We start from the raw sequence: 22,702 nt of genomic DNA, 5'->3' as shown, positions 1-22,702 counted from the left end.
GGAGTCTCTTTATTATATTCCGATAGTATATCGTAATGCAATCAGTTCTCAATCACTAATTTCACAAATCCGTCTTTCTGCAACTGAGTGATATAAGCCGTAATACGTGATTCGTAATTTTCTTCATAATTGAAGTGTTCTGCCAGCTCTTCAATAATCCGGCGTACGGTTCTCTTTCCGTCAATCAACTCCCATACGGCAGTGCCATGATCTTCCAGCCGGACATGAATATCCGCAGACATTCCTTTAGGCAACAAGAATCGCCGCATCCACTCGTATTTAAACCGGGGGAAAGCAATGGTAACGGTACCATCGCTTCCCTTTTCGGCCGTAATATTTTCACTACGGAAAGGAATTACATCCAGAAGATTTATTTTCTCTTTCACGTCTGCCATATACTGTTATTTTTTGATATTTGCTTCCTGCAGTCCGTATCCCTTCTTCTTGTCTTCCGCTTTCAACATTAAAGCTACAATCAGAGCCAAAACACCGAAACAAGCAAAGATAGCCATAGGCAAAGTATAGTCATAAGTCTGCGCTCCATCCACAACAGGACCTTTGCAATAGGTATTCAACACCCATCCGATCAACAGAGGTACCCCCATCAATCCCCAGTTCTGCACCCAGAAAATCAAAGCATAGGCAGTACCCAGTTGTTTCTCCGGAATAATTTTCGGAACAGAAGGCCACATGGCCGAAGGCACCAGTGAAAAAGCAATACCCAGAACAATCATAATCACAGTGGCAAACCACCATACGTTCAGAATGGGAAGCGCAAACAAAGTATGCACACCAATCAGCATGACGGCACCGATAATCATCAACGTCGCTCCCTTACCGATACGGTCATAAAGAGTACCAAACAACGGAGTCAGGAAGATGGTACCTATCGGTAGTAATCCCGGAATATTTCCGGCCAGCTTAGGGTCTACGTTATACTTCTGCACCATCAGGTCGGTTGCATATTTAATAAAGGGGAAAACAGCAGAATAGAATAGTACACACAATAAAGCAATCAGCCAGAAGCCTTTATTGGTGACAATCAGCATAACGTCCTTCATACGGAACGGTTCTTCCGGTTCTTCTCCCTGAGCATCTAAAGAAGCGTCAAGTTTCTTATCATAAAAGGTATAAATGAAAAAGGCGATAGTACCGATGCACAGCATGATCAGGCACAACAAAATAGGCATCGGAATATTGGTATGGAAACTGCCGCTTTCATCCGTATAGCCGAAATAATCGGCAATGGGAACGGTAAGCACCATAGCCAAAGTGGTACCGATACGTGCGGTTGCCATCTCAAGTCCCATAGCCAAAGCCATCTCTTTACCTTTAAACCATTTCACGATAATCTTAGAGACAGTGATACCGGCGATCTCTACGCCGACACCAAAGATAGCGTATCCTAAAGCCGCCAGAAAGACCTGAGTCTTGAAACCCATAATCAAAGCTCCCTCAGGAAAAGTAGTAGAGATAGCATAATATTTTAGTCCACAACCCAACACCATCAGTATACAAGCTCCCATACCGGTGAAACGAACTCCCATCTTATCGAGAATAATACCACCGAAAATCAACATGAGCAGGAATACATTGAACCATCCGTAAGCACTGGTAAAGAATCCGTAGTCCAAACTATCCCAGAGAAGCTCTTTCTCGAGCATAGGCTTTAAAGGGGACATTACATCGGTGAGGAAATAGCCGCAAAGCATAGTAAACGCGACCAGAGCGAGCACACTCCAACGAAGTGTTTTGGAGTCACTCAATTTGTTTTTCAATTGTTCTGTCATTGTAATATTTAAACTCAGAAATTAGTAAAAGTGTTATTGCGAACAAAGGTAACTAAATCTGCCTTGTATGCCTAACAAAAAGATGCATTTTACGGCAAAAAATAAGCGAAGCTGCAAGTTTCGGTTTGAAATTGCAGCTTCGCTTATCGTTTCTTAAAAAGAATCTGTTGTTAGTTTGCCGGAGTAGCCGGAGTTTCTGTGGCAGGTGCTTCAACCGGAGCAGCAGCGTCTGTCTTCGGTGCAGTAGTACCTACGGGCAGGTTATAAGGGTTGGTCTGCTCTTCCTGCTGTGCCTGTTCCATAATGACATCTTGTGTTTTAGAAGAAGAAGTCGGAACGACATACGCAGTAGCAATGCTCATCACAACCATAAATGCAGCTAAGCCCCAAGTTGCTTTTTCCAGAAAGTCTGTAGTTTTGCGTACACCCATAATCTGGTTAGATGATGAGAACCCTGAAGCAAGACCACCGCCTTTTGAGTTCTGAATCAACACAATGAAGCACATCAGTATGGCTGCAATAACCATTAAGATAACTAATAATAAGTACATTTTGTTATTTTGATTTAGCGTTAATAATCAATTTCTCTAAAAATCTGATTTGGTCTGCAAAGTAAGCATTTTTTTTTGGATATTTCAAACTTAATTTTTTAATAATTTCAAGTGCCTTGGAATATCGATGCTGTTTGACGTATATTTTGGCCAATGTTTCGGTGAAACAGCTATCATCTTCATCTTCTTCATGCTGCGTCTCGCTCTCTTCCTCTTCGGAGATAGCTTTATTTTCATCTGCCGGTTGCAAACGGATGGATGTTTCTTCTTCACTTCTTTCGATAAAGCCGTCAATCAATTCATGACCGCGAAGTTTGGGAGTTTCTTCCAGTTCCGGTGTATCGTCTTCTTGCAGCAAATAGGTGGTATAGTCCGTTGCATAGTCCAGGCTTGTCTGGGCTGAAACCTCTTCGGGCACGGTGGCCAGAAAAGCATCGATTAGGGAAAGCGTACGATCGAGGCTGGGCTCTTCCTCTAAAACTTCTGTTTCGGGAAGTGCGTTCTTTTTCCGAGGTTTCAAAATATATCGTTCACCCTCAATCAGATAAAACAGCTTCCGGCGATCAGCCACATGCAATATGGCTTTACGAAGCTCGGCACCGAAAGAGATATCGTGCAACAAATATAGATTTTTAAGATAGAGTAATCGCAGTGACTGAAAATAAGGATAGCGTGTGACAAGCGTTCGCAACTCGTACAAAGTATCTTTATTCAGCGTTTCCGGATGCTGAATCCATTGTTGTAAGTTAGCAGAAATCATTCTAATTACCAGTTTGCTACCGTTGCGTTAAATATTTGATCTGTAATCTCTTTGGTCATCTCCGCAATCAGTCCGTCCTGAACGGCTGTCAGCAACTCCCTCGAATCATAGACACGGAAGGCCGAGAACTGTTGCTCGAAGTCCTGTTCATGATTCGTATTGTTCACAAAACGAACATTCACTGTGATGGTCAGCTTGGTTTCAGAAGAGTATCCGTCGGCCGAAACAGCCTGGTTATACTGGTTATATCCGGTAATCTCTCCATCAATCTCGAGGTCGGCATTATTATTCACCAGTTTCAGACGGGTCTGACGAAGGAAAATGTCTTTCAGGTCCTCGTTGAACTTAGTACCTAACGGTGCATAAACATAGTCCGACTTAATAGGAAAGTCAGCAATAGAGATAGTCTTTACCTTATCGTAATTGATATTACCACCATTAAACTTATAAGAAACAGTACACGAAATTCCTACTACCAGTGTGAAAACCAGCAGTGAAATTCGCATTATCTTTTTATTCCAATCCATATTCTTTTATTTTTCGGTAAAGGGTACGCTCGGATATATTAAGATCCTTTGCCGCGCTTTTTCGCTTGCCATGATGCTTTTCAAGGGCTTTGCGTATCATTTCTTTCTCGACTTCGTCCAACGAAAGCGACTCTTCCACATACTCTTCGGTATCTTGTATGTCATCGTCATCGGGACAATTGGGCTTGACCGGATGAATGATGGCAGGCACTGAGGGTGTAGGGGCTACTACCGGAGCCGGCGTATAAAACGTACCGACATTGGAGGTTACCGCTCCGCGCTCGGACATGATTTCGTGTACAAGCTTTTTCAGTTCGGTCACATCTTGTCGCATGTCAAAAAGGACCTGATATAAGATTTCACGTTCACTTTCGAAGCTCTTCCCTGTCTTTACACCAAACAGGGCAGGCAATCGCTGCGTACTCTGGGCAGGCAGATAAGATTGCAAGATAGGGGCATTAATCTCACGATTGGTCTCAATTATAGAGATTTGCTCCGTGATATTCTTCAACTGACGCACATTACCCGGCCAGGAATAAGACAGCAAAACCCGTTTGGCATCTTCGGTCAGCTGTATGGCGGGCATACGATACTTCTCTGCAAAGTCACTTGCAAACTTACGGAACAGTAACAGCACATCTTCTCCACGCTCCCGCAAAGGAGGGATCTGGATGGGCACCGTATTGAGACGATAGTATAAATCCTCACGGAAACGTCCCTCTGCAATGGCCTGGGTCAAATTGACATTGGTAGCAGCCACAATGCGGACATCCGTTTTCTGTACTTTGGAGGAGCCTACTTTTATAAACTCCCCACTCTCGAGTACACGAAGCAAACGTGCCTGCGTGGGCAAAGGCAATTCTCCGACTTCATCCAGAAAAATAGTTCCGCCGTCGGCTTCACCAAAATAGCCCTTTCGCTCACCGATGGCTCCCGTAAAAGCCCCTTTTTCATGACCGAACAGTTCCGAATCGATGGTTCCTTCAGGAATAGCACCACAGTTGACAGCAATATACTGTCCATGCTTTCGGCGACTGTATTGGTGAATGATCTGAGGGAAACTTTCCTTACCGACACCACTCTCTCCGGTTATTAGCACGGACAAATCGGTAGGTGCCACCTGTATGGCAACATCTATCGCACGCGTCAAAGCTTCAGTGTTACCAATAATACCGAACCTTAGTTTTACCTGTTGTATTTCCGCTTTTGTCATATTCGCACTAAACTCCCTTCCTGATTAAATATCATCATCTACTGTATCGAGCTTCAGTTTATCACTGTCGTCTCGTTTCTCGTAATATTGTTTACGTAACGGATTGGCATGTGCTTCCTTCTCACGTTGGCGGTTACGGAATACGTCGATCGCTACATAAATAGCCTGACGGAATGAATCTTCGCAAGCAACGCCTTTTCCTGCAATATCATAGGCTGTGCCATGCGCAGGAGAAGTGCGTATCACCGGCAAACCCGCCGTGTAGTTCACACCTTCATCCATGGCCAATGCCTTGAAAGGAGCCAATCCCTGATCGTGATACATGGCCAGTACTCCGTCAAAATGGGTGAAATTGCCCGATCCCATAAATCCGTCAGCCGGATAAGGGCCATAGCACAAGATTCCCTTGGCAGCCATTTCCTGAATAGCAGGAGAAATGATTTCCTGTTCTTCCGTACCGAGCAATCCGTCATCTCCGGCATGCGGATTCAGTGCCAACACTGCGATGCGCGGCGCACCAATCCCGAAATCCTGTTTCAACGACCGGTTGAATATGGCAAGTTTCTCCTGAATCAGTTCCTTGGTTATTGAAGAGGCTATCTCGCGAACCGGAATATGTCCTGTTACCAAAGCTACCCGGAAATCCTCTTTCATCAGGATCATCAGTGATTTTGAACCATTCCCCAGACGTTGTTCGATATATTCCGTATGTCCGGGAAAAGCAAATCCTTCGGACTGAATCGTATGCTTATTGATAGGAGCCGTCACTATGACATCGATCAAGCCTTCCCTGAACTCCTCTATCGCCTTCTCAAGTGCTCCCAAAGCTGCTTTACCGGCTTCCGGATCGGGTTTTGAGAACTCTACTTTCACCTCGTCATCCGTACAGTTGACCACGCTCAGGCGATTGTGGGCAGCTTCTGCAGCGGTATTGACAATACTGAAGTTAGTAGGCAAATCGAGCGACTTGCGGTGATATGCAGCCACTTTCGGAGAGCCGTAAATGACCGGTGTACAGAGTTCCAACATGACGGGGTCGGCAAACGTTTTTAAAATGACTTCGTATCCTACCCCGTTTATGTCTCCCTGAGTGATGCCAATTTTTATTTTGTTATCTTCCATTTTGTTATTTGTTAGTTTTCTCCTCCTGCTCTATGCCCATCGGAATCTGTTCCTGCGCCTTCTCGGTAGGAAGTTGCAAAGTATACAGAGATGCTTCCAATCGGCGCATCAGGTCACGTTTCATTTTATCGGGTGAGTAAATAAATACTTCTGTAGTGATAATACGGTGGCTGGCTTTATCCAGACGGGTGTGCGAAACAAACGGGCCACCCATGAAATCGCCCTTTATGCGCCACAGTCCGCGTGCTTCCATTGTGTAATCTCCATGAATATCAATCGGACGAACCTCTACGGTAGACGAATCAGTCGCCATGTACATACCCTCTTTGGCACCCGGAATATTAGCCTTCATCACTGAATCTCGCTTATGGATAAAGAACTCTTTCGTAAAGGTATCCTTATCTGTATACGGGTAAGAGTAGATTACAAAGTTCTGGTCTCCGGTAGCGGCATTAGTACCTGCCCAGAAAAAGTCTTCTCCTGTCTTCGAACTGCTCAGTTCGGCCGGAAGCCAGATATCACTGTTGAACATGCTACCTACTTTCGTCGAAATATAGTCATTATGATTTTTCTCCAGGAAAGAGATCTGACGGTTCATTTCGGCACGGGTAAAGAAGTCTATAATCGGCTGTTTGTTCTCTTCGACAAACTTCTCAAACGATGCCTCGTCCGGAGCCTGAATAGTCAAAATCATCTGGGGAGATGCATATACATCCTTGGCATACTTGAATTTAGGTTGGGTATAAATGTCCTGTATATCTACGATAATAATGTTGCGCACCAACTTCAGGATCGCATCAAAATCTTTGGGAGAAGTAGACATGATCCTGAACGAACGTTCCGATTGCGGAAGTCCGGGCACATCTGTATCGAGCACATTGTACAAAGCTCTACCGGCAGGACGCTCCCACACAGGCTTCTCAACCACAACGAGGACTTCATAAGCACGTCCGCTGGAAGTTGGAGTAAACACACTTTTCTTGCCGCTTTTACAAGAAAACAACACTACTGCTACAAGAGCCATACTGAGGTAAAACAGGTACTTTTTCATATGCATCAATTTTAATGTTTTCACAAATCTACGAAATGGTCGTATACTTTCATCCAATGTGCTGATAATTTATATTAATTCTTGTTACTCTCCTCCTGTTTAGCCGTCGATAACATCCCGCAAGCGGCAAAAATATCTTCTCCCCGGGAAGCCCGAATGGTAGTGAACAGTCCATGTGAGGTCAGGTAGTCACGAAATGACGTCATAGTCTCCATACCGGCACCCTCGAGGTCTACCCCAGGAATGGCATGAAACCGGATTAAGTTCACCCGGCAGTCAAGCCCACGCAGCAATTTCAACAGCTCCTTAGCATAAATCAGCGAATCATTGACGCCCTTAAAAACAATGTATTCAAACGAAAGTCTGCGCTGTTTACTAAAATCATAGTTTTTTAACAGATCGACCATTTCTTTAATCGAGAAAGCCCTTTCGGCCGGCATCAGCTCAGAACGTTGTGAAGGAAAAGGAGAATGCAGGCTGATAGCCAGATGACATTCGCTTTCTTCAATAAAGCGTTGAAGTCCTTTCCGCAATCCTACAGACGACAAAGTAATACGCTTGGGGCTCCATCCGTATCCATACGAAGCGGTCAGGATATGCAGTGCTTTTAATACTTCATCCAAATTATCGAGAGGCTCGCCCATCCCCATCATCACGACATTAGTCAACTTATCCCGCTCTGGCAATGCTGCGATTTGATTCAAGATCTGATTGGCTGTCAGACTTGCGGTAAATCCTTGTTTACCCGTCATGCAGAACTTACAGTTCATTTTACAGCCTACCTGAGAAGACACGCACAATGTCGCCCGATCCTCGTCCGGAATATACACCGCTTCAACAAAATGATTGTCACTCACCTGATAAAGATACTTCACCGTACCATCTACGGAACGCATCTCATCAACAGGCGCGGATATCCCCAAATCATACTCTCCCTTGAGCAACTCTCTATGCTTCAACGACAGATTGGTCATTTCATCAATAGAAGTCACTTTTTTATCGTATAACCAGGAAGCGATCTGTTTGGCTGCAAAAGCAGGCATCCCCAAATCTTTGGTGACAGATTGCAATTCGGTAAGGGTCATTCCTAAAAGCGGATATTTGGGCATATTTACTACAAATATTTATTTATTCATGCAAATGTAAGGAATAAAAGTCGATTTTAAAAAAGAGAAGGGACAAAAGTTAATAGGAAGAGGGAAAGAGATAGCAAAAAGAAAGGCCGTTCCGTGCGGAACAGCCTTTCGTATATTAAAACGATGTTATCTAAAAAACAAATCCGTTTTTAGAAGAACAGGTATCGTTTATCTTTTACATCGCCTTTCAGATAAAGATCGTTCATAAAACGACTTGCCAGACGGGCATGCATGTTTTCCAATGTAGCCTCTTCTGATTGGGCATCGAATGTTTCGTTCAGCTTATCTTTGGCATATACCTGCAACACAAACACACCGCCATTACCCTTGATAGGAGCGCTCAGCTTATTGATATCCGAAACCGAAGCGTATGCGCCTACCAGCGGCTCACTACTACGCAAAGCGGCTACATAAGCAGGCGCTGCAAATGTTACGTGTTTTACAGAATCACTTACTGCATTGGCCATCGATGTGTACTGGGCAATTGTAGTTGCATTGGCAGCCTTCATGTCGGCCATGATCTTCTCAGCTTTCTTATCACGAATGATTTCAGCTCTCAACTGATCCTGAACCTGGGCCAAAGGACGATAACCTTCTTCGATCACGCTAACCAGACCAACAACCAACATGCGGTCGCTTTCGCCACATTCATATAAGCCGGAAACTTCACCCGGTTTTGCAGCAAAGGCCCATTTCAGTGCTTCTTTAGTCCCTCTGATACCACCGATTCCGTGTTCTGAGCTATACAGATCATTTCTTTCGAGCAATTTATAGCCTGATTCTTCAGCATTGGCCGCAACCTTGTCTACTGTCGGGTTAGCTGCAATAAACTGGCTGAATTCATTATAAGCTTTATTATAAGTTTCTTTGCTGAACTCAACCGCACGCTTGATAACGGCAACTTTATATTTATCTTTCACAGCTTTCTTATCAGTCACCTGCAAAATGATATTGCCTTGTCCCAAGGCTACGTTAGAGAGTTCGTTTACTCCCAGATTGTTGATAGTGCTGATAAATTTCAAGTTATCGCCATCAACCTGTGCATTTTCGTAGTTAGCAGACGAAATCCAGTTGGATTCACCTGTTTGTCCGTACTTCTTAGCCAAAGCTGTAAAGTCGGCCCCACCCTTAATAGCAGTATAGATGCTGTCAGCCAAAGCTTTTGTTTTAGCAGCGTCTTCTGTGTAAACCTGAATCTGACGGAACTGCACAGAATCGGCAGCAGCCACTTTAGACAACACCTTGAACGAATTGATAGTATTGTCGCCTGCATTGTAGTAAGGGCCATATACTTGTCCAATCGAAGCTGAATCCATGCGTGCAACTACATCTGACGGGAAAGCTTTCTTGGTATAGTACAAATCAACATACGGATATTCCGATCCGGTAGAACGGATGAAAGTAGTATAATCACCATTGGCAGTAGCCAGTTGGTTTGTATAATCAGTCACTTCCTGCTGGATAGCAGCTCTGTCTTCTGCACTGGCTATCACCTGTACATCGATGTATTTGATGTTGCGTGTTTCAACATATTGTTTGAACTGTTCTTTCTTCTTGTTATAGAGATCTTTCAGTTCAGACTCTTTCACTGTGATAGTAGAGTCTACAATAGAAGAATAAGGAACAGCAGCCAACAGAACATCCGACTGGTTTACTCTTGCGTCGAATGCATCCTGTGCCTCAACCGGATTAGAGAAAAGAGCTTTAGTCACCAGTGCCTGGTATTTTTCCGCCAAACGGCTCTGGATCAGTGTCTTTTCTACAAATGACCAAAGTTTGTGCATTCCTTCATAGTATTCCACATATTGAGACGGCATCTTGGTCTTGTCCATTTTAGAGTAGTCAGCCAAGAATTTCTTCAACATATCTTTATCGAAAGCGCCCGTTTGAGGATTGCGGAACGGAGTCTGCTGCAGCAACGGATTCACACCTTCGTTAATGATTGATTGAATTTCAGCCTTCGAAACAGTAATACCGAGCTTCTTCGCTTCTTTTTCAATCAGTTTATTGTTCACATAGCTACGCCATACTTCGTCTTTCACCTGATTGGTCTGTTCATCATTCAATGAACTCATTCCGCTTGAGAACTTGATAACCTCGGTATATTCTTCTACCATGTTCTGGTAGTCCTGAGCAGAAAGAGTTTCTCCATTGACTTCGCCTACATCATGCGATTGGTGTGGCTGGAGAACTTTCCAGGCATCGCCCGCAATGAAAGCAAACAAAGCCAAACCAATAACGATCACCAACAGGGGTCCTTTGGATCTAATGTTTTGTAATGTTGCCATTTTGATTAATACGATTTATTTGTTATTATTATTTTCTTCATCTTTGGTTTTAGCGCACGAAGATACAAAAAATGCTAATATGCATCTATTTATTAGCTAAAAAATTACAGCTATCGATCATTATTCCATTACTTTCAGTCGGACAAGTTCGATTTTCGTTGCTGTAACCTTAATTATCTTAAACTGATATTTACCGACAGAGACCAATTCGTGCAATTTCGGAAAGCTCTGGTATTGATTCAAGATTAATCCTCCCACCGTTAGATAGTCATCGGATTCGGGAAGCTCCAGATTAAAAGTTTCGTTTACTTTTTCTATTTCCAAACGGGCTGAAAGCACGTATTCATGCTCACCGATCTGCTTACAAATATAGGAAGTGTTGTCGTGTTCGTCTTCGATGTCACCGAAAATTTCTTCAACAAGGTCTTCAAGGCTGACAATACCCGAAGTTCCTCCAAATTCATCCACTACCACGGCAATGGTCTTTTTCTGTTGCATAAACAGCTTCATCAGTTTATGGGCCGCCATCGTTTCAGGCACAATGGGAACTTCTTTCACATGATTGCGCCAATCTTTCGGGCTACGAAACATTTCGGACGAATGAATGTATCCCACCACATTATCTATATTACCATCGTAGACAATTATTTTTGATATACCGGACTCAACAAACCGGCCTTTAAGTTCTTCAAGGGATGTATCCAGCGCAACAGCTACCACTTCTGTCCGTGGAACGATGCAGTCGCGTATCTTGACCGCCGAGAAGTCGAGTGCATTCTGAAAGATTTTCACTTCCGTGTCCAGAGTTTCCTCACTTTCGGCATTGTCTATACTCGACTGGACAAAATAATCCAGATCTACCTTACCAAAGGCTTTCGCAGAGGCTTCCTTGTTCACTTTCATCCCAAACAGGCGAAGAAAGAGGTAAGAGACTCCCGACGAAAATTTAGATATAGGATAGAGAACAACATAACAGATGAAAAGAGGAACTGCACAGACATTCAGGGCCAGATTGGGATTGATCTTAAAAAGCGTTTTGGGCAGAAACTCTCCTGTCACCAAGATGATCAGTGTGGAGATCACGGTCTGTACCAATACCATTACAAAATGATTGGTGATCCATCCGGCCAGCAAATTGTCGCCGATAATCTGTGCCATCAATATACCATAGATAACCAGAGCGATGTTATTCCCGACCAGCATGGTCGAAATAAAATCATTGGGATTCCGGAAGAATAGCGAAAGGATACGCGATGATACCCCTCCTTTCCGGTCCATTTCAAAACGAAGTTTGTCTACCGAAACAAAAGCAATCTCCATTCCCGAAAAGAAAGCAGAAAATGCCATCGTAATCAACAGGTAAATAATGATGCTCATAGTTAGTTTACAGAATCTGTTTTTGCCTTTTCGGCATCTTCATCGATATATACTATACCGGATATGTTATGAACAACCGGCTTCATAAACTGATCGTCTGACTCAAAGCCATATCCGGTCATAATCTGATCCGGTTTTTCCATCCGGACAAACTTATCGGTATACACTTTCTTGGTGGCTTCATTCCAATATAACAACTCGGTGGTCACATGATCGCCCTTCAGACTCTTAATATCTACATTTCCAATAAGTTTCCAAAGCCGGTCACGATCATAATAATAAGCCGTATCCGCCTTTATACTCGCATCTATATGAAATAGCGAATCGAACTGTTCCAGATAAATGCCCTTCTCAAAAGCCCAATACGAGGGTTTCTTCTTATCAAAGATCAACCATTCTTCAGTGTTGACCCGGTAACGTGTGACACCGGAATCGGATATAAGGGTCGTTACCCCCCGTGTATCCATAACAGGCAGTGAATCCCGCTCGGTAATGGCATCGGCCATCGCCTTATTTCTCCCGCCACAGGAAGAAAATAAAAGAAGCACAACAATTGCCCCGAAGACAATTGTTATGCTCAAACTTTTATTTAATAAACTGTTACTTTGTTGTCGCAACATAGATTTATCTGATCGTTGTAGACTCTCCAATCCAACCACCGATAGTGATGCGGTCGCCGGCTTTGTAGCCCAACATAAACAAGTCTTTAGCCTGCGGAGTATAAGCGGAATATCTGCTGATCATTTTGTTAACTTCTTCTGTTACACTCGGATCTACAGATTTAGCTTTCTGCAATTTGTCGATAACAGCAAAATAAGTACACTTGTTCAAAGCCGATTCATCACTCCAGTTAGGACTCATAGCATACAAGTTAGCGATAAGGATATAAGGAGCACCATAGTTTTCATTGAAGCTGATTGCTTTCTGAGCATAAGATCTTGCCTGAGACAATTTCTTGGCAGTAGTCAAAACACTGGCAGCAGCATAAGCCTTTTCTGCTTTCTTTGCATTGTCTGTCTCAAGGTTGATCGCTTCGTCAAAGAACTTCACAGAACCATCGATATCCCCTTTCTTATAGGCCTGGTATGCACATCCGGTAGCAGCCTCAGCCGAAGGCTCAATCTTGTATACATAGAATGAAGCCTGCTGATAAGCGTCGCTATCCGTACACTTCATCATCTTCATAATGCTGATGACTTTCTTCAAATAATTCAAATCAGTCTGATTCGTTTCTACCTTAGGTCCATAGATACCTTGCAGTGATTCGCAATCGGCAGTACCGCTGTTAATGAACAGAGCTACCAGATTATCTTTGATACCTCCGAAAGCTTTCTTCACACTCTCTTTATCAGCAGCAGCTATAGCATCGTCTGCATATTCGGATGCAGCCAGATAGTCCTGAATAAACTGCTCTTTGTGAGCCGGATCTTCTTTCAGTTTATCGTGAGACATCTGCAAGAAATAGAACAATGTAGCAGCTGCAGACTCAGCTTTCGCAGCGTCCACCGATTTTTTCAACCAATCATAAGCTTGATTTACATCCACCTTCGGAGCAAATGCAATATAATCGACAGCTTTAATGCCCAGTGCTTCATCTTCCGACGATACTTTTACACCTTTTCCCAAGAATTCCTGAGTATACTTCATACGCAAATCGTGCGTATTCATCAACTCATCAAAATACTTTTTGTATTCTGCAGAGTTTCTGTCTTTGATCTGCCCCAGCAACCCTTTCAGAATTTTATAACCGTCTGTGAAGGTATAGAAACGAAGAGTCGGGCAGTTCTCCAAAACAGCTTTCCACGGAGTATAAGCATCTTTAAAGTTACCAGCTTTCACTGCTTCGTGAGAAATACTACTGTTCGAATTACAATTAGCGTCGTCCTGTGCTACCACAGTTGTTGCTCCCGCCGAAAGAAACAACACAGCCACAAGCGTTTTAATTTTCATTGTATCTAAATTTTAGTTGTTATATAATACCGTCTATTCTCTCTATTATTTAACTTTACGTTTGAAGAACCAGCCTTCATTGAACGTGATTCCGATGCTCAAACGCAATGTATTTTCATCTACCATACCGGCTTTCAGACCATGTACTTTAATATATTGAGCCGAAACGTTGATTAGCGAGCGTGAACCCGGAAGAGGTAATCCCAAACCGGCCGTTACTCCATACTCACGAGAGGCTCTCTCCCCTCCTATTTTATAATAAGGTTCCGAATAATATCCTCCGACGCGGTATTTGATATGCGCCAGATAACTACGCGAGAAACGACTCGGCATATACTCGGCACCCACTGAAATTTTCATCGCATCACAAAAAGCATTCGGCTGATTCATATAGGTCACGTCGCCCCACTTCTGCAAATTAAAATCAGCTCCCACGATCAGACGTTTGTCATACTCGTACGTAAGTCCCACCCCAAAGCTATTGGGCATTCCAAAGGTAGCCACCGTATCGACCGTATTCGTAGTGACGGCCTGCGTGCTGTTGGAGTTCGTAAGCGTCGATCTTTGTACATAAGCTTCGTTATGCAAATCTTTTTTAGGCGAGAACACTACACCTAATGTAACCGCATGCTTCCTACCCAGCTGCTGTGTGTATTGCGCGCCGAAGTCCAGCTTATAATCGCGCACGGACAAATAGTCTACATGCTGAAAAGCAAAAGCGTTGTCATTATAAGGAAAAGTAATACGCGCCTGACGCGTGATCTCCCCCCAAAAGTACGATACGTTGGCGCCGACTGAAAGGTTTTTCAGCACCTTCACTCCCAAACCTACGTAAAGCTGATGCAAGCCTCCGTCTCCGGCAAATGAAGTGACGCTCCGCGCTTCTTCCGACGCAACGTCGTTGTTCGCCTTGGCCATATTATAGCCTACACTCGAATAGGGCAGCAGACCGATACTCATGGCCACGCGCTGGTGTAGACGAAACTGCATCGCTATGTAGTCAAAACTTGAATTTTTCGCATTCAACTTGGTGCCTTCACTACTAAAGTTTGTATTTTGCATCGAAAACCCTCCGTCAAAAAGAAAGGTCAACGAATCAATAGCCGTATAAGAAGCAGGATTCAACGGATTGATATGTGATCCATCGCGCAATCCGTAAGCGATCCCTCCCATTGCTTTACTGTTTGCAAATGACTGATCAGCCAACTGACCATAGCCATATCGTGTATAAGGAGAGTTTGTATTATTTTGAGCGATTGCCACTCCGGGTAATAATATCGTGAGCAGAAGCGCACAAAGTGTCTGTTTATATCCTACCATTATTATAGTTTAATATTCTATTTAATCCTTTCAACACTAAAAATCTATCTGCAAAGATGACACTTTTTAATTTCGTATCAAAAGAAAAATCATCTCCGCCCGTTAAAAAAACCAAAAGTTCAGGATATTTATGCTTCATAGCCGCAATATACCCTGTAATTTCGTATTCTATCCCTTTCTTTACACCTGCACGAATAGCAGTTTCAGTATCTTTTCCCATATCCGGCATGCGTCCTTCGGCATGAACCAACGGCAAACGTCCGGTAAATTGATGGAGTGCTTTCAGCCGCATCCAGAGTCCGGGCGAAATATTGCCCCCATGATACTGTCCCAAAGAATCAACAAATTCGTAAGTGATGCAAGTACCCGCATCAATCACCAAAATGTCTTTACCCGGAAACTGATCATGGGCCGCCACCACGGCAGCCATCCGGTCATAACCGAGAGTTTCGGGGGTTTCATACAAGTTTATTACCGGAAGCGGCGTATGGCTGTCTAACCATAAGACGGGGACAGGAAGCTTGTTCAACTGAGCCAGCACACACTCGTTTAAGTCTATAACCGTAGCAACAATTGCTTTCCGAACATCATACTTATTACAAACAGCCTCCAAGGAATCCAGGGACTGATTAGAGTCGTAAACAACTTCTACCATAGAAGTCCGGTCGAAAAGCGCTACTTTGGCTACTGTATTTCCAATATCGATAATTAAGTTCACTTTCTCTCTGTTTGAGGGCGCAAAGATAAGAGATAAAATTTATTCAAATACCGAAATAGCGAATAAAAAAGCAGCGGCATAGAGAGAAAAATAAAAAAACGTCCCGACAGCCGATTCGGTAAAACTACTTTCCTCTCCCGAAATCTTCGCTGGAAAAGTGCGGAAAAGAGAGCCGGAAGGCATAAACAAAAACAAGCAGAAAATCCAAAAATCAGCAACGAGTTTTCATTACTGATTAATAAGCATATAGAGACAAAAAAACAGAATATCCCCCAATAGCCTACAATACAAAACAAAACAGAATATAACAAGAAGAATGGACGGAAGCTCAAAAAACTGTTGCTGCCGCTGACGACAGTCTCCCCAAAACGCACCCCGAGGAAACGCGTCACGAACAAATCGAAGTCCAGCGATCAACAGGACGAAGTCCGGCTATTCACAAACCGCAGCCCGGCAGCCGAAGGCCTGCAGCCCGACGCTCGGGGAAGCACAACCCCTGCGCTCAGGAACAAATTGCCCCGCGATTGACGAAAAGAGACAAATAAATTCATTGAACCGGCCATTTTATTCCCACAAAAGCAGTATCTTTGCCACATGAACTCAAAGTTGCGACATTTACTCCTGATTGTTTTTTCAATCTTCCCGATTCTGACATGGGGAACGGAAAGTCTGTCCACCGCTGATTCCATCCGGATCAGCTTGTTGACATGCGCTCCGGGTGAAGAAATCTATTCGCTCTTCGGGCACACGGCTATCCGTTACGAAGAACCGGCACGAGGCATCGACCGGGTATACAATTATGGCTTGTTCAGTTTCAACACCCCCAACTTCATCCTGCGTTTCGCACTCGGCAAGACCGATTATCAATTGGGGGTGGAAGATTACCGCCGTTTTGCCGCCGAATACGAATACTTCGGACGCAGTGTATGGCAGCAGACGCTCAATCTGACAGTCGAAGAACAACAACAGTTAATCACCCTTCTGGAAGAAAATTACCGCCCGGAAAACCGGATATACCGCTATAACTTTTTCTACGACAACTGCGCTACCCGTCCACGGGACAAGGTGGAAGAGAGTCTGCAAAAAAGCGGTAGCCAATTGCTCTTCAGCAATGCACACACCGAAAATGGCGAAACGAAATCTTATCGGGATATTGTCCATCAATACACGAAAGGACATCCTTGGGCACAATTCGGAATCGATTTCTGCATAGGCAGCCAGGCCGACCGCCCCATCAACGATAGACAAATGATGTTCGCTCCGTTTTATCTGATGGATGCTTTTGCCGGAGCACGCATAGCCAACACTTCAGACAACAAAGCACTGGTGACTTCCACTCAAAAAATTATTGACTGTGAACCGGATGTATCCGGCTCCACAGAAAATGATATCTGGAATATGCTGACCCCCATCCGATTGTCCCTTCTTGTGTTTATCGCAATCGGAATGGCTACCGTCTATGGTCTACGCAAGAAAAAGAGTCTTTGGGGACTGGATATCGCAGTGTTTGCGGCAGCGGGCATCGCAGGATGCATCGTCGCTTTCCTTGCTCTTTTCTCCGAACACCCCACGGTAGGCTCCAATTACTTGCTGTTTGTCTTCCATCCGGGGCATCTGCTCTGCCTCCCTTTCTTTATAAACGACGAACGAAAGCGACGCAAAAGCAGGTATCATCTACTGAACTGCATTGTTTTAACACTTTTTATAGTGCTTTTTCCGGTAATACCACAAAATTTCGACTTAGCAGTATTACCTTTGGCACTCTGTTTGCTAATACGTTCTGCAAGCAATCTTATTCTGACATACAAAAAAGCTAAATGAAAGGACTATTAACCTCCATACTGACTGTACTTACTTTTACCGGACTGCAAGCCCAGCCACTTCCATCTACCCCGAAATTAGTGGTAGGTCTCACCATAGACCAGTTACGTACGGACTATCTCGAAGCTTTTTCAACACTGTATGGCGACAGGGGATTCAGAAGGCTCTGGAAAGAAGGACGTGTGTTCCGGAATGCCGAATATACTTTCAGCGGCACGGACCGCGCATCAGCCATAGCCGCTATTTATACAGGCACCACTCCTTCGGTCAACGGCATTATCGGCAAACGATGGATGGATGTATCGACACTGCGCACTGTGAGTTGCGTCGACGACCCCGCTTTCATGGGCAATTATACAAACGAAAGCTCTTCGCCTTCCCATCTCCTGACCTCTACGATAGCCGATGAGCTGAAGATAGCCACCCGTAACGAGGGATTGGTATATGCCATCGCTCCATTCCGCGACGCTGCCATTCTTGCAGCAGGACATGCCGGAAATGGCGCATTCTGGCTCAACAACACAACCGGAAAATGGTGTGGAACGACCTATTATAGCGAGTTTCCATGGTGGGTAAGCCAGTATAACGACCGGAATGCCATCGACTTCCGCATTGCCGATATGACATGGACTCCTGTCCATCCGGTACAAAGCTACAGTTTCCTTCCCGAATGGAGAGATGCTGCTTTTAAATACAAATTTGACGACGATCGTGTCAATAAATACAAACGACTGATTACAAGCCCTTTTATCAACGATGAAATCAATACGCTGACAGAAGAACTGCTGGATAAGAGCACAATGGGGAAAGATCATGTCCCCGACATGCTGGCACTGACCTACTATGCAGGCAACTACGCCCATAAGAGTGTACAGGAATGTGCCATGGAGATGCAGGATACATACGTACGACTCGATCGGAGCATCGCCTCTTTACTGGACATCATTGACAAGAAAGTGGGTCTGCAGAATGTTGTTTTCTTTATTACCTCCACCGGATATACCGATACCGAATCACCCGACCTGGGACTTTACCGGGTTCCGACCGGCGAATTTCACCTGAACCGCTGCGCAGCCTTGCTGAACATGTATCTGATGGCTACCTACGGGCAGGGACAGTATGTGGAAGCGTACTACGATCAGCAGATTTATCTGAATCACAAACTGATCGAAGAAAAACAACTGAATCTGGCGGATATACAGGAAAAAGCCGCCGAATTTCTGATCCAATTCAGCGGAGTGAATGAAGTATATTCCGGCAAACGCCTGTTATTGGGGTCCTGGACACCGGACATCTCGATGATACGCAACAGTTTCCACCGTAAACGCTCGGGCGACCTGCTGATCGATGTATTGCCGGGCTGGAGCATCGTCAACGAAAATACATCCGACCATAAGGTGGTGCGGAAAGCGCATATTCCGTCTCCCCTTATTTTTATGGGCAGCGGCGTAAAACCAGCCGTAATCAACACGCCCGTAACCATTGACCACATAGCTCCCACCGTAGCTCACATATTGAGAATACGATCTCCCAATGCCTGTTCGGCAACTCCGATTACCGACATCCGGTAATACTTTCCGCACAAAAAACAAGGTGCAAAGCGCAAATAAATCAGCATTTTAATGTAACTTTGCGCAATTAAATCAATTTAGTAAATAATAAACATAAATAATAGATAATGGGATTTAATGAATTTTTAAGCTCGATTTTCGGAAACAAATCCACACGAGACATGAAAGAAATCCAACCCTGGGTAGACAAGATCAAAGCCGCTTACCCGGAGGTTGCTAAGCTTGACAATGACGGCCTCCGTGCAAAAACAGAGGAACTTAAAGAATACATCCGTAACTCGGCAAGTAAAGAACGCGCCAAGGCCGATGAACTCAGAGCCGGCATCGAAAATGTAGAGCTGGAAGACCGCGAAGAGGTATTTGCTCAGATCGACAAAATCGAAAAAGAAATATTGGAAATATATGAAAAAGCACTCGATGAAGTATTACCGGTTGCTTTCTCTATTGTAAAAGAATCGGCCAAGCGTTTCTCTGAAAACGAAGAAATAGTGGTGACGGCCACTGACTTTGACCGCAAATTGGCAGCAACCAAGGACTTTGTCCGCATCGAAGGTGACAAAGCCATCTGGCAAAACCATTGGAACGCCGGCGGCAACGACACGGTGTGGAACATGGTTCACTATGACGTACAGTTGTTCGGTGGCGTGGTACTGCACAAAGGTAAAATTGCCGAAATGGCAACAGGTGAAGGTAAAACCTTGGTGGCTACCCTCCCCGTATTCCTGAATGCACTGACCGGAAACGGCGTACACGTAGTAACCGTGAATGACTACCTGGCAAAACGTGACTCCGAATGGATGGGACCGCTTTACATGTTCCACGGACTCAGCGTAGACTGCATCGACCGTCATCAGCCTAATTCCGACGCACGCCGCCAGGCCTATCTGGCAGATATCACATTCGGAACGAACAATGAATTCGGTTTCGACTACTTGCGTGATAACATGGCCATCAGCCCGAAGGACCTGGTACAGCGCCAGCACAATTATGCTATCGTCGACGAGGTGGACTCGGTATTAATCGATGATGCCCGTACTCCGTTGATTATCTCCGGCCCCGTGCCTAAAGGCGAAGACCAACTTTTTGATCAACTCCGCCCGTTGGTAGAGCGACTCGTGGAAGCACAAAAAGTATTAGCAACCAAATACCTCTCAGAAGCCAAGAAACTTATCAACTCGGACGATAAGAAAGAGGTGGAAGAAGGATTCCTTGCGCTGTTCCGCAGCCACAAGGCACTGCCTAAAAACAAGGCGTTGATTAAATTCCTCAGTGAACAGGGTATCAAAGCCGGTATGCTGAAGACGGAAGAGATCTACATGGAACAAAACAACAAGCGCATGCACGAAGCGACAGATCCATTGTACTTCGTTATTGATGAAAAGCTGAACAGCGTAGACCTGACAGACAAAGGTGTCGATCTGATCACAGGCAACTCGGAAGATCCGACTCTATTCGTTTTGCCGGACATTGCCGCCCAACTTTCCGAACTGGAAAATGAACATGGATTGAGCGACGAACAAAAGCTTGAAAAGAAAGATGCCTTATTGACCAATTATGCCATCAAGTCAGAACGCGTACACACCATCAACCAGTTGTTGAAGGCATATACCATGTTTGAGAAAGACGATGAATATGTAGTGATCGACGGACAGGTGAAGATTGTTGACGAGCAGACAGGACGTATCATGGAAGGCCGCCGTTACTCGGACGGACTGCACCAGGCCATCGAAGCCAAAGAAGGTGTGAAAGTGGAAGCTGCCACACAGACATTTGCTACCATCACGCTGCAGAACTACTTCCGCATGTACCACAAACTCTCGGGTATGACCGGTACGGCCGAAACAGAAGCCGGTGAGTTGTGGGACATCTACAAACTGGATGTAGTAGTGATTCCGACCAACCGCCCGATAGCCCGTAAGGATATGAACGACCGCGTTTACAAGACGAAACGTGAAAAATATAAAGCCGTAATCGAAGAGATTGAACAGTTGGTTCAAGCAGGACGCCCGGTATTGGTGGGTACTACTTCGGTAGAAATTTCCGAAATGCTGAGCAAAATGCTGACAATGCGCAAGATCGAACACAATGTGCTGAATGCGAAACTCCACCAGAAGGAAGCAGACATTGTTGCCAAGGCCGGTTTGAGCGGTACAGTTACTATTGCTACCAACATGGCGGGCCGTGGAACGGACATCAAGCTGAGCCCCGAAGTAAAAGCGGCAGGCGGTCTGGCAATCATCGGTACCGAACGCCACGAGTCACGTCGTGTAGACCGTCAGTTGCGTGGTCGTGCAGGACGTCAGGGTGACCCGGGTTCATCTGTATTCTTCGTTTCACTGGAAGATGACCTGATGCGTCTCTTCTCTTCTGACCGCATCGCCAGCGTGATGGATAAACTGGGATTCCAGGAAGGTGAAATGATCGAACATAAAATGATTTCAAACTCCATCGAACGTGCACAGAAGAAAGTAGAAGAAAACAACTTCGGTATCCGTAAACGTCTGTTGGAATATGACGATGTGATGAACAAACAGCGTACGGTGGTTTACACCAAACGCCGCCACGCCCTTATGGGTGAGCGTATCGGAATGGATATCGTCAATATGATCTGGGACCGTTGCGCGGCCGCAATCGAAAACAATGCAGACTACGAAGAATGTAAACTGGACTTGCTCCAAACACTCGCAATGGAGGCTCCTTTCACTGAAGAGGAGTTCCGCAACGAGAAAAAGGACAAGCTGGCAGACAAAACATTCGATGTGGCAATGGCTAACTTCAAGCGCAAGACAGAACGTCTGGCACAAATAGCCAACCCTGTCATCAAACAGGTGTACGAAAATCAAGGGCACATGTACGAAAACATCCTGATTCCGATTACAGACGGAAAACGCATGTACAACATCTCTTGTAACCTGAAAGCGGCTTACGAAAGTGAATCGAAAGAAGTAGTGAAATCATTTGAAAAATCAATTCTTCTTCATGTCATTGACGAATCCTGGAAAGAAAATTTACGCGAACTGGATGAACTGAAACACTCGGTGCAGAACGCAAGTTATGAACAGAAAGACCCGCTGTTGATCTACAAACTGGAATCTGTGACTCTGTTTGACAACATGGTAAACAAGATCAATAACCAGACAGTGTCTATCCTGATGCGCGGTCAGATTCCCGTAGCCGAGCCTACAGAGGAACAGCAAGAAGCAGCCAGACGCGTAGAAGTACGTCAGGCAGCTCCTGAACAACGCCAGGACATGAGCAAATATCGCGAACAAAAACAAGACCTGAATGATCCGAATCAGCAGGCTGCTGCCCAGCAGGATACTCGCGAAGCCGTAAAACGCGAACCGATCCGCGCTGAAAAGACAGTGGGGCGCAATGATCCTTGTCCGTGCGGAAGTGGAAAGAAGTACAAAAACTGCCACGGACGGAACAGTTAAGTAACAAAGAACTTACAACTCCTTAATAAAAGCCTCGAACGGTTAAAAACTGTTCGAGGCTTTTCTATAT

General features: G+C 44.8%; 18 protein-coding genes. 3 read left to right on the top strand and 15 right to left on the bottom strand.

Annotated features, from left to right (window positions below; all coding sequences use genetic code 11):
- Nucleotides 1-41 precede the first annotated feature (41 nt).
- The 15 genes from BF9343_RS04725 to BF9343_RS04655 form a co-directional block, all read right to left on the bottom strand.
- The gene (locus BF9343_RS04725) at nt 42-395 is read right to left on the bottom strand and encodes a PqqD family protein (RefSeq protein ID WP_005785477.1); all 354 of its coding nucleotides are present in this window, start codon (nt 393-395) and stop codon (nt 42-44) included.
- A gap of 6 nt (nt 396-401) precedes the next feature.
- Nucleotides 402-1,790, bottom strand: a complete 1,389-nt coding sequence (locus BF9343_RS04720; protein ID WP_005785475.1) for an MFS transporter — start codon at nt 1,788-1,790, stop codon at nt 402-404.
- 170 nt (nt 1,791-1,960) lie between these two features.
- The gene (gene secG / locus BF9343_RS04715; RefSeq protein WP_005785472.1) at nt 1,961-2,341 is read right to left on the bottom strand and encodes a preprotein translocase subunit SecG; all 381 of its coding nucleotides are present in this window, start codon (nt 2,339-2,341) and stop codon (nt 1,961-1,963) included.
- 4 nt (nt 2,342-2,345) lie between these two features.
- Nucleotides 2,346-3,101, bottom strand: coding sequence for a hypothetical protein (locus BF9343_RS04710; RefSeq protein ID WP_010992265.1), 756 nt, complete (start codon nt 3,099-3,101; stop codon nt 2,346-2,348).
- Between the two features lie 5 nt (nt 3,102-3,106).
- Nucleotides 3,107-3,628, bottom strand: a complete 522-nt coding sequence (gene lptE, locus BF9343_RS04705; protein ID WP_008658877.1) for an LPS assembly lipoprotein LptE — start codon at nt 3,626-3,628, stop codon at nt 3,107-3,109.
- Nucleotides 3,615-4,841 (bottom strand): sigma-54 interaction domain-containing protein, encoded by a 1,227-nt coding sequence (locus BF9343_RS04700; RefSeq protein ID WP_005785466.1) that lies wholly within the window; start codon nt 4,839-4,841, stop codon nt 3,615-3,617. The genes lptE and BF9343_RS04700 overlap by 14 nt, the downstream gene beginning before the upstream one ends.
- 24 nt (nt 4,842-4,865) lie before the next feature.
- Entirely contained in the window at nt 4,866-5,963 is a 1,098-nt protein-coding gene (gene pdxA, locus BF9343_RS04695; RefSeq protein WP_005785465.1) for a 4-hydroxythreonine-4-phosphate dehydrogenase PdxA, read from the bottom strand.
- Between the two features lie 4 nt (nt 5,964-5,967).
- Nucleotides 5,968-7,014: a DUF4837 family protein gene (locus tag BF9343_RS04690; protein WP_005785463.1), complete on the bottom strand. Its 1,047-nt coding sequence runs from the start codon at nt 7,012-7,014 to the stop codon at nt 5,968-5,970.
- A 74-nt stretch (nt 7,015-7,088) separates the two neighbouring features.
- On the bottom strand, nt 7,089-8,123 hold the full coding sequence (gene rlmN, locus BF9343_RS04685; RefSeq protein ID WP_005785461.1) for a 23S rRNA (adenine(2503)-C(2))-methyltransferase RlmN: 1,035 nt from the start codon (nt 8,121-8,123) through the stop codon (nt 7,089-7,091).
- Between the two features lie 176 nt (nt 8,124-8,299).
- Nucleotides 8,300-10,438, bottom strand: a complete 2,139-nt coding sequence (locus BF9343_RS04680) for a peptidylprolyl isomerase (RefSeq protein WP_010992264.1) — start codon at nt 10,436-10,438, stop codon at nt 8,300-8,302.
- 120 nt (nt 10,439-10,558) lie between these two features.
- Entirely contained in the window at nt 10,559-11,815 is a 1,257-nt protein-coding gene (locus tag BF9343_RS04675) for a hemolysin family protein (protein ID WP_010992263.1), read from the bottom strand.
- A gap of 2 nt (nt 11,816-11,817) precedes the next feature.
- Nucleotides 11,818-12,435, bottom strand: a complete 618-nt coding sequence (lptC, locus tag BF9343_RS04670) for an LPS export ABC transporter periplasmic protein LptC (RefSeq protein WP_041926174.1) — start codon at nt 12,433-12,435, stop codon at nt 11,818-11,820.
- A gap of 4 nt (nt 12,436-12,439) precedes the next feature.
- Nucleotides 12,440-13,765, bottom strand: coding sequence for a hypothetical protein (locus BF9343_RS04665; protein WP_005785453.1), 1,326 nt, complete (start codon nt 13,763-13,765; stop codon nt 12,440-12,442).
- A gap of 45 nt (nt 13,766-13,810) precedes the next feature.
- Complete coding sequence (locus tag BF9343_RS04660) at nt 13,811-15,085, bottom strand: membrane protein (protein ID WP_005785451.1); 1,275 nt, start codon at nt 15,083-15,085, stop codon at nt 13,811-13,813.
- Nucleotides 15,072-15,803 (bottom strand): type III pantothenate kinase, encoded by a 732-nt coding sequence (locus BF9343_RS04655; protein ID WP_005801193.1) that lies wholly within the window; start codon nt 15,801-15,803, stop codon nt 15,072-15,074. The genes BF9343_RS04660 and BF9343_RS04655 overlap by 14 nt, the downstream gene beginning before the upstream one ends.
- Nucleotides 15,804-16,397: 594 nt before the next feature.
- Between BF9343_RS04655 and lnb the strand changes: the two genes are divergently transcribed.
- From lnb to secA, 3 genes are all read left to right on the top strand, one after another.
- Nucleotides 16,398-17,624 carry a lipoprotein N-acyltransferase Lnb gene (gene lnb, locus BF9343_RS04650; RefSeq protein WP_010992261.1) on the top strand — a complete coding sequence of 409 codons (1,227 nt, stop codon included), beginning with the start codon at nt 16,398-16,400 and terminating at the stop codon, nt 17,622-17,624.
- Nucleotides 17,621-19,195 (top strand): alkaline phosphatase family protein, encoded by a 1,575-nt coding sequence (locus BF9343_RS04645; protein WP_005785445.1) that lies wholly within the window; start codon nt 17,621-17,623, stop codon nt 19,193-19,195. Before lnb ends, BF9343_RS04645 begins: the two co-directional genes overlap by 4 nt.
- Before the next feature lie 107 nt (nt 19,196-19,302).
- Nucleotides 19,303-22,632 carry a preprotein translocase subunit SecA gene (gene secA, locus BF9343_RS04640; RefSeq protein WP_010992260.1) on the top strand — a complete coding sequence of 1,110 codons (3,330 nt, stop codon included), beginning with the start codon at nt 19,303-19,305 and terminating at the stop codon, nt 22,630-22,632.
- The last annotated feature ends 70 nt before the right edge of the window (nt 22,633-22,702 follow it).

It is taken from the genome of Bacteroides fragilis NCTC 9343 (assembly GCF_000025985.1).
GTDB classification, from domain to species: Bacteria; Bacteroidota; Bacteroidia; order Bacteroidales; family Bacteroidaceae; genus Bacteroides; species Bacteroides fragilis.
The sequence above is the reverse complement of the archived record's forward strand: the minus strand, read 5'-3'. Positions and strand labels throughout refer to the sequence as shown.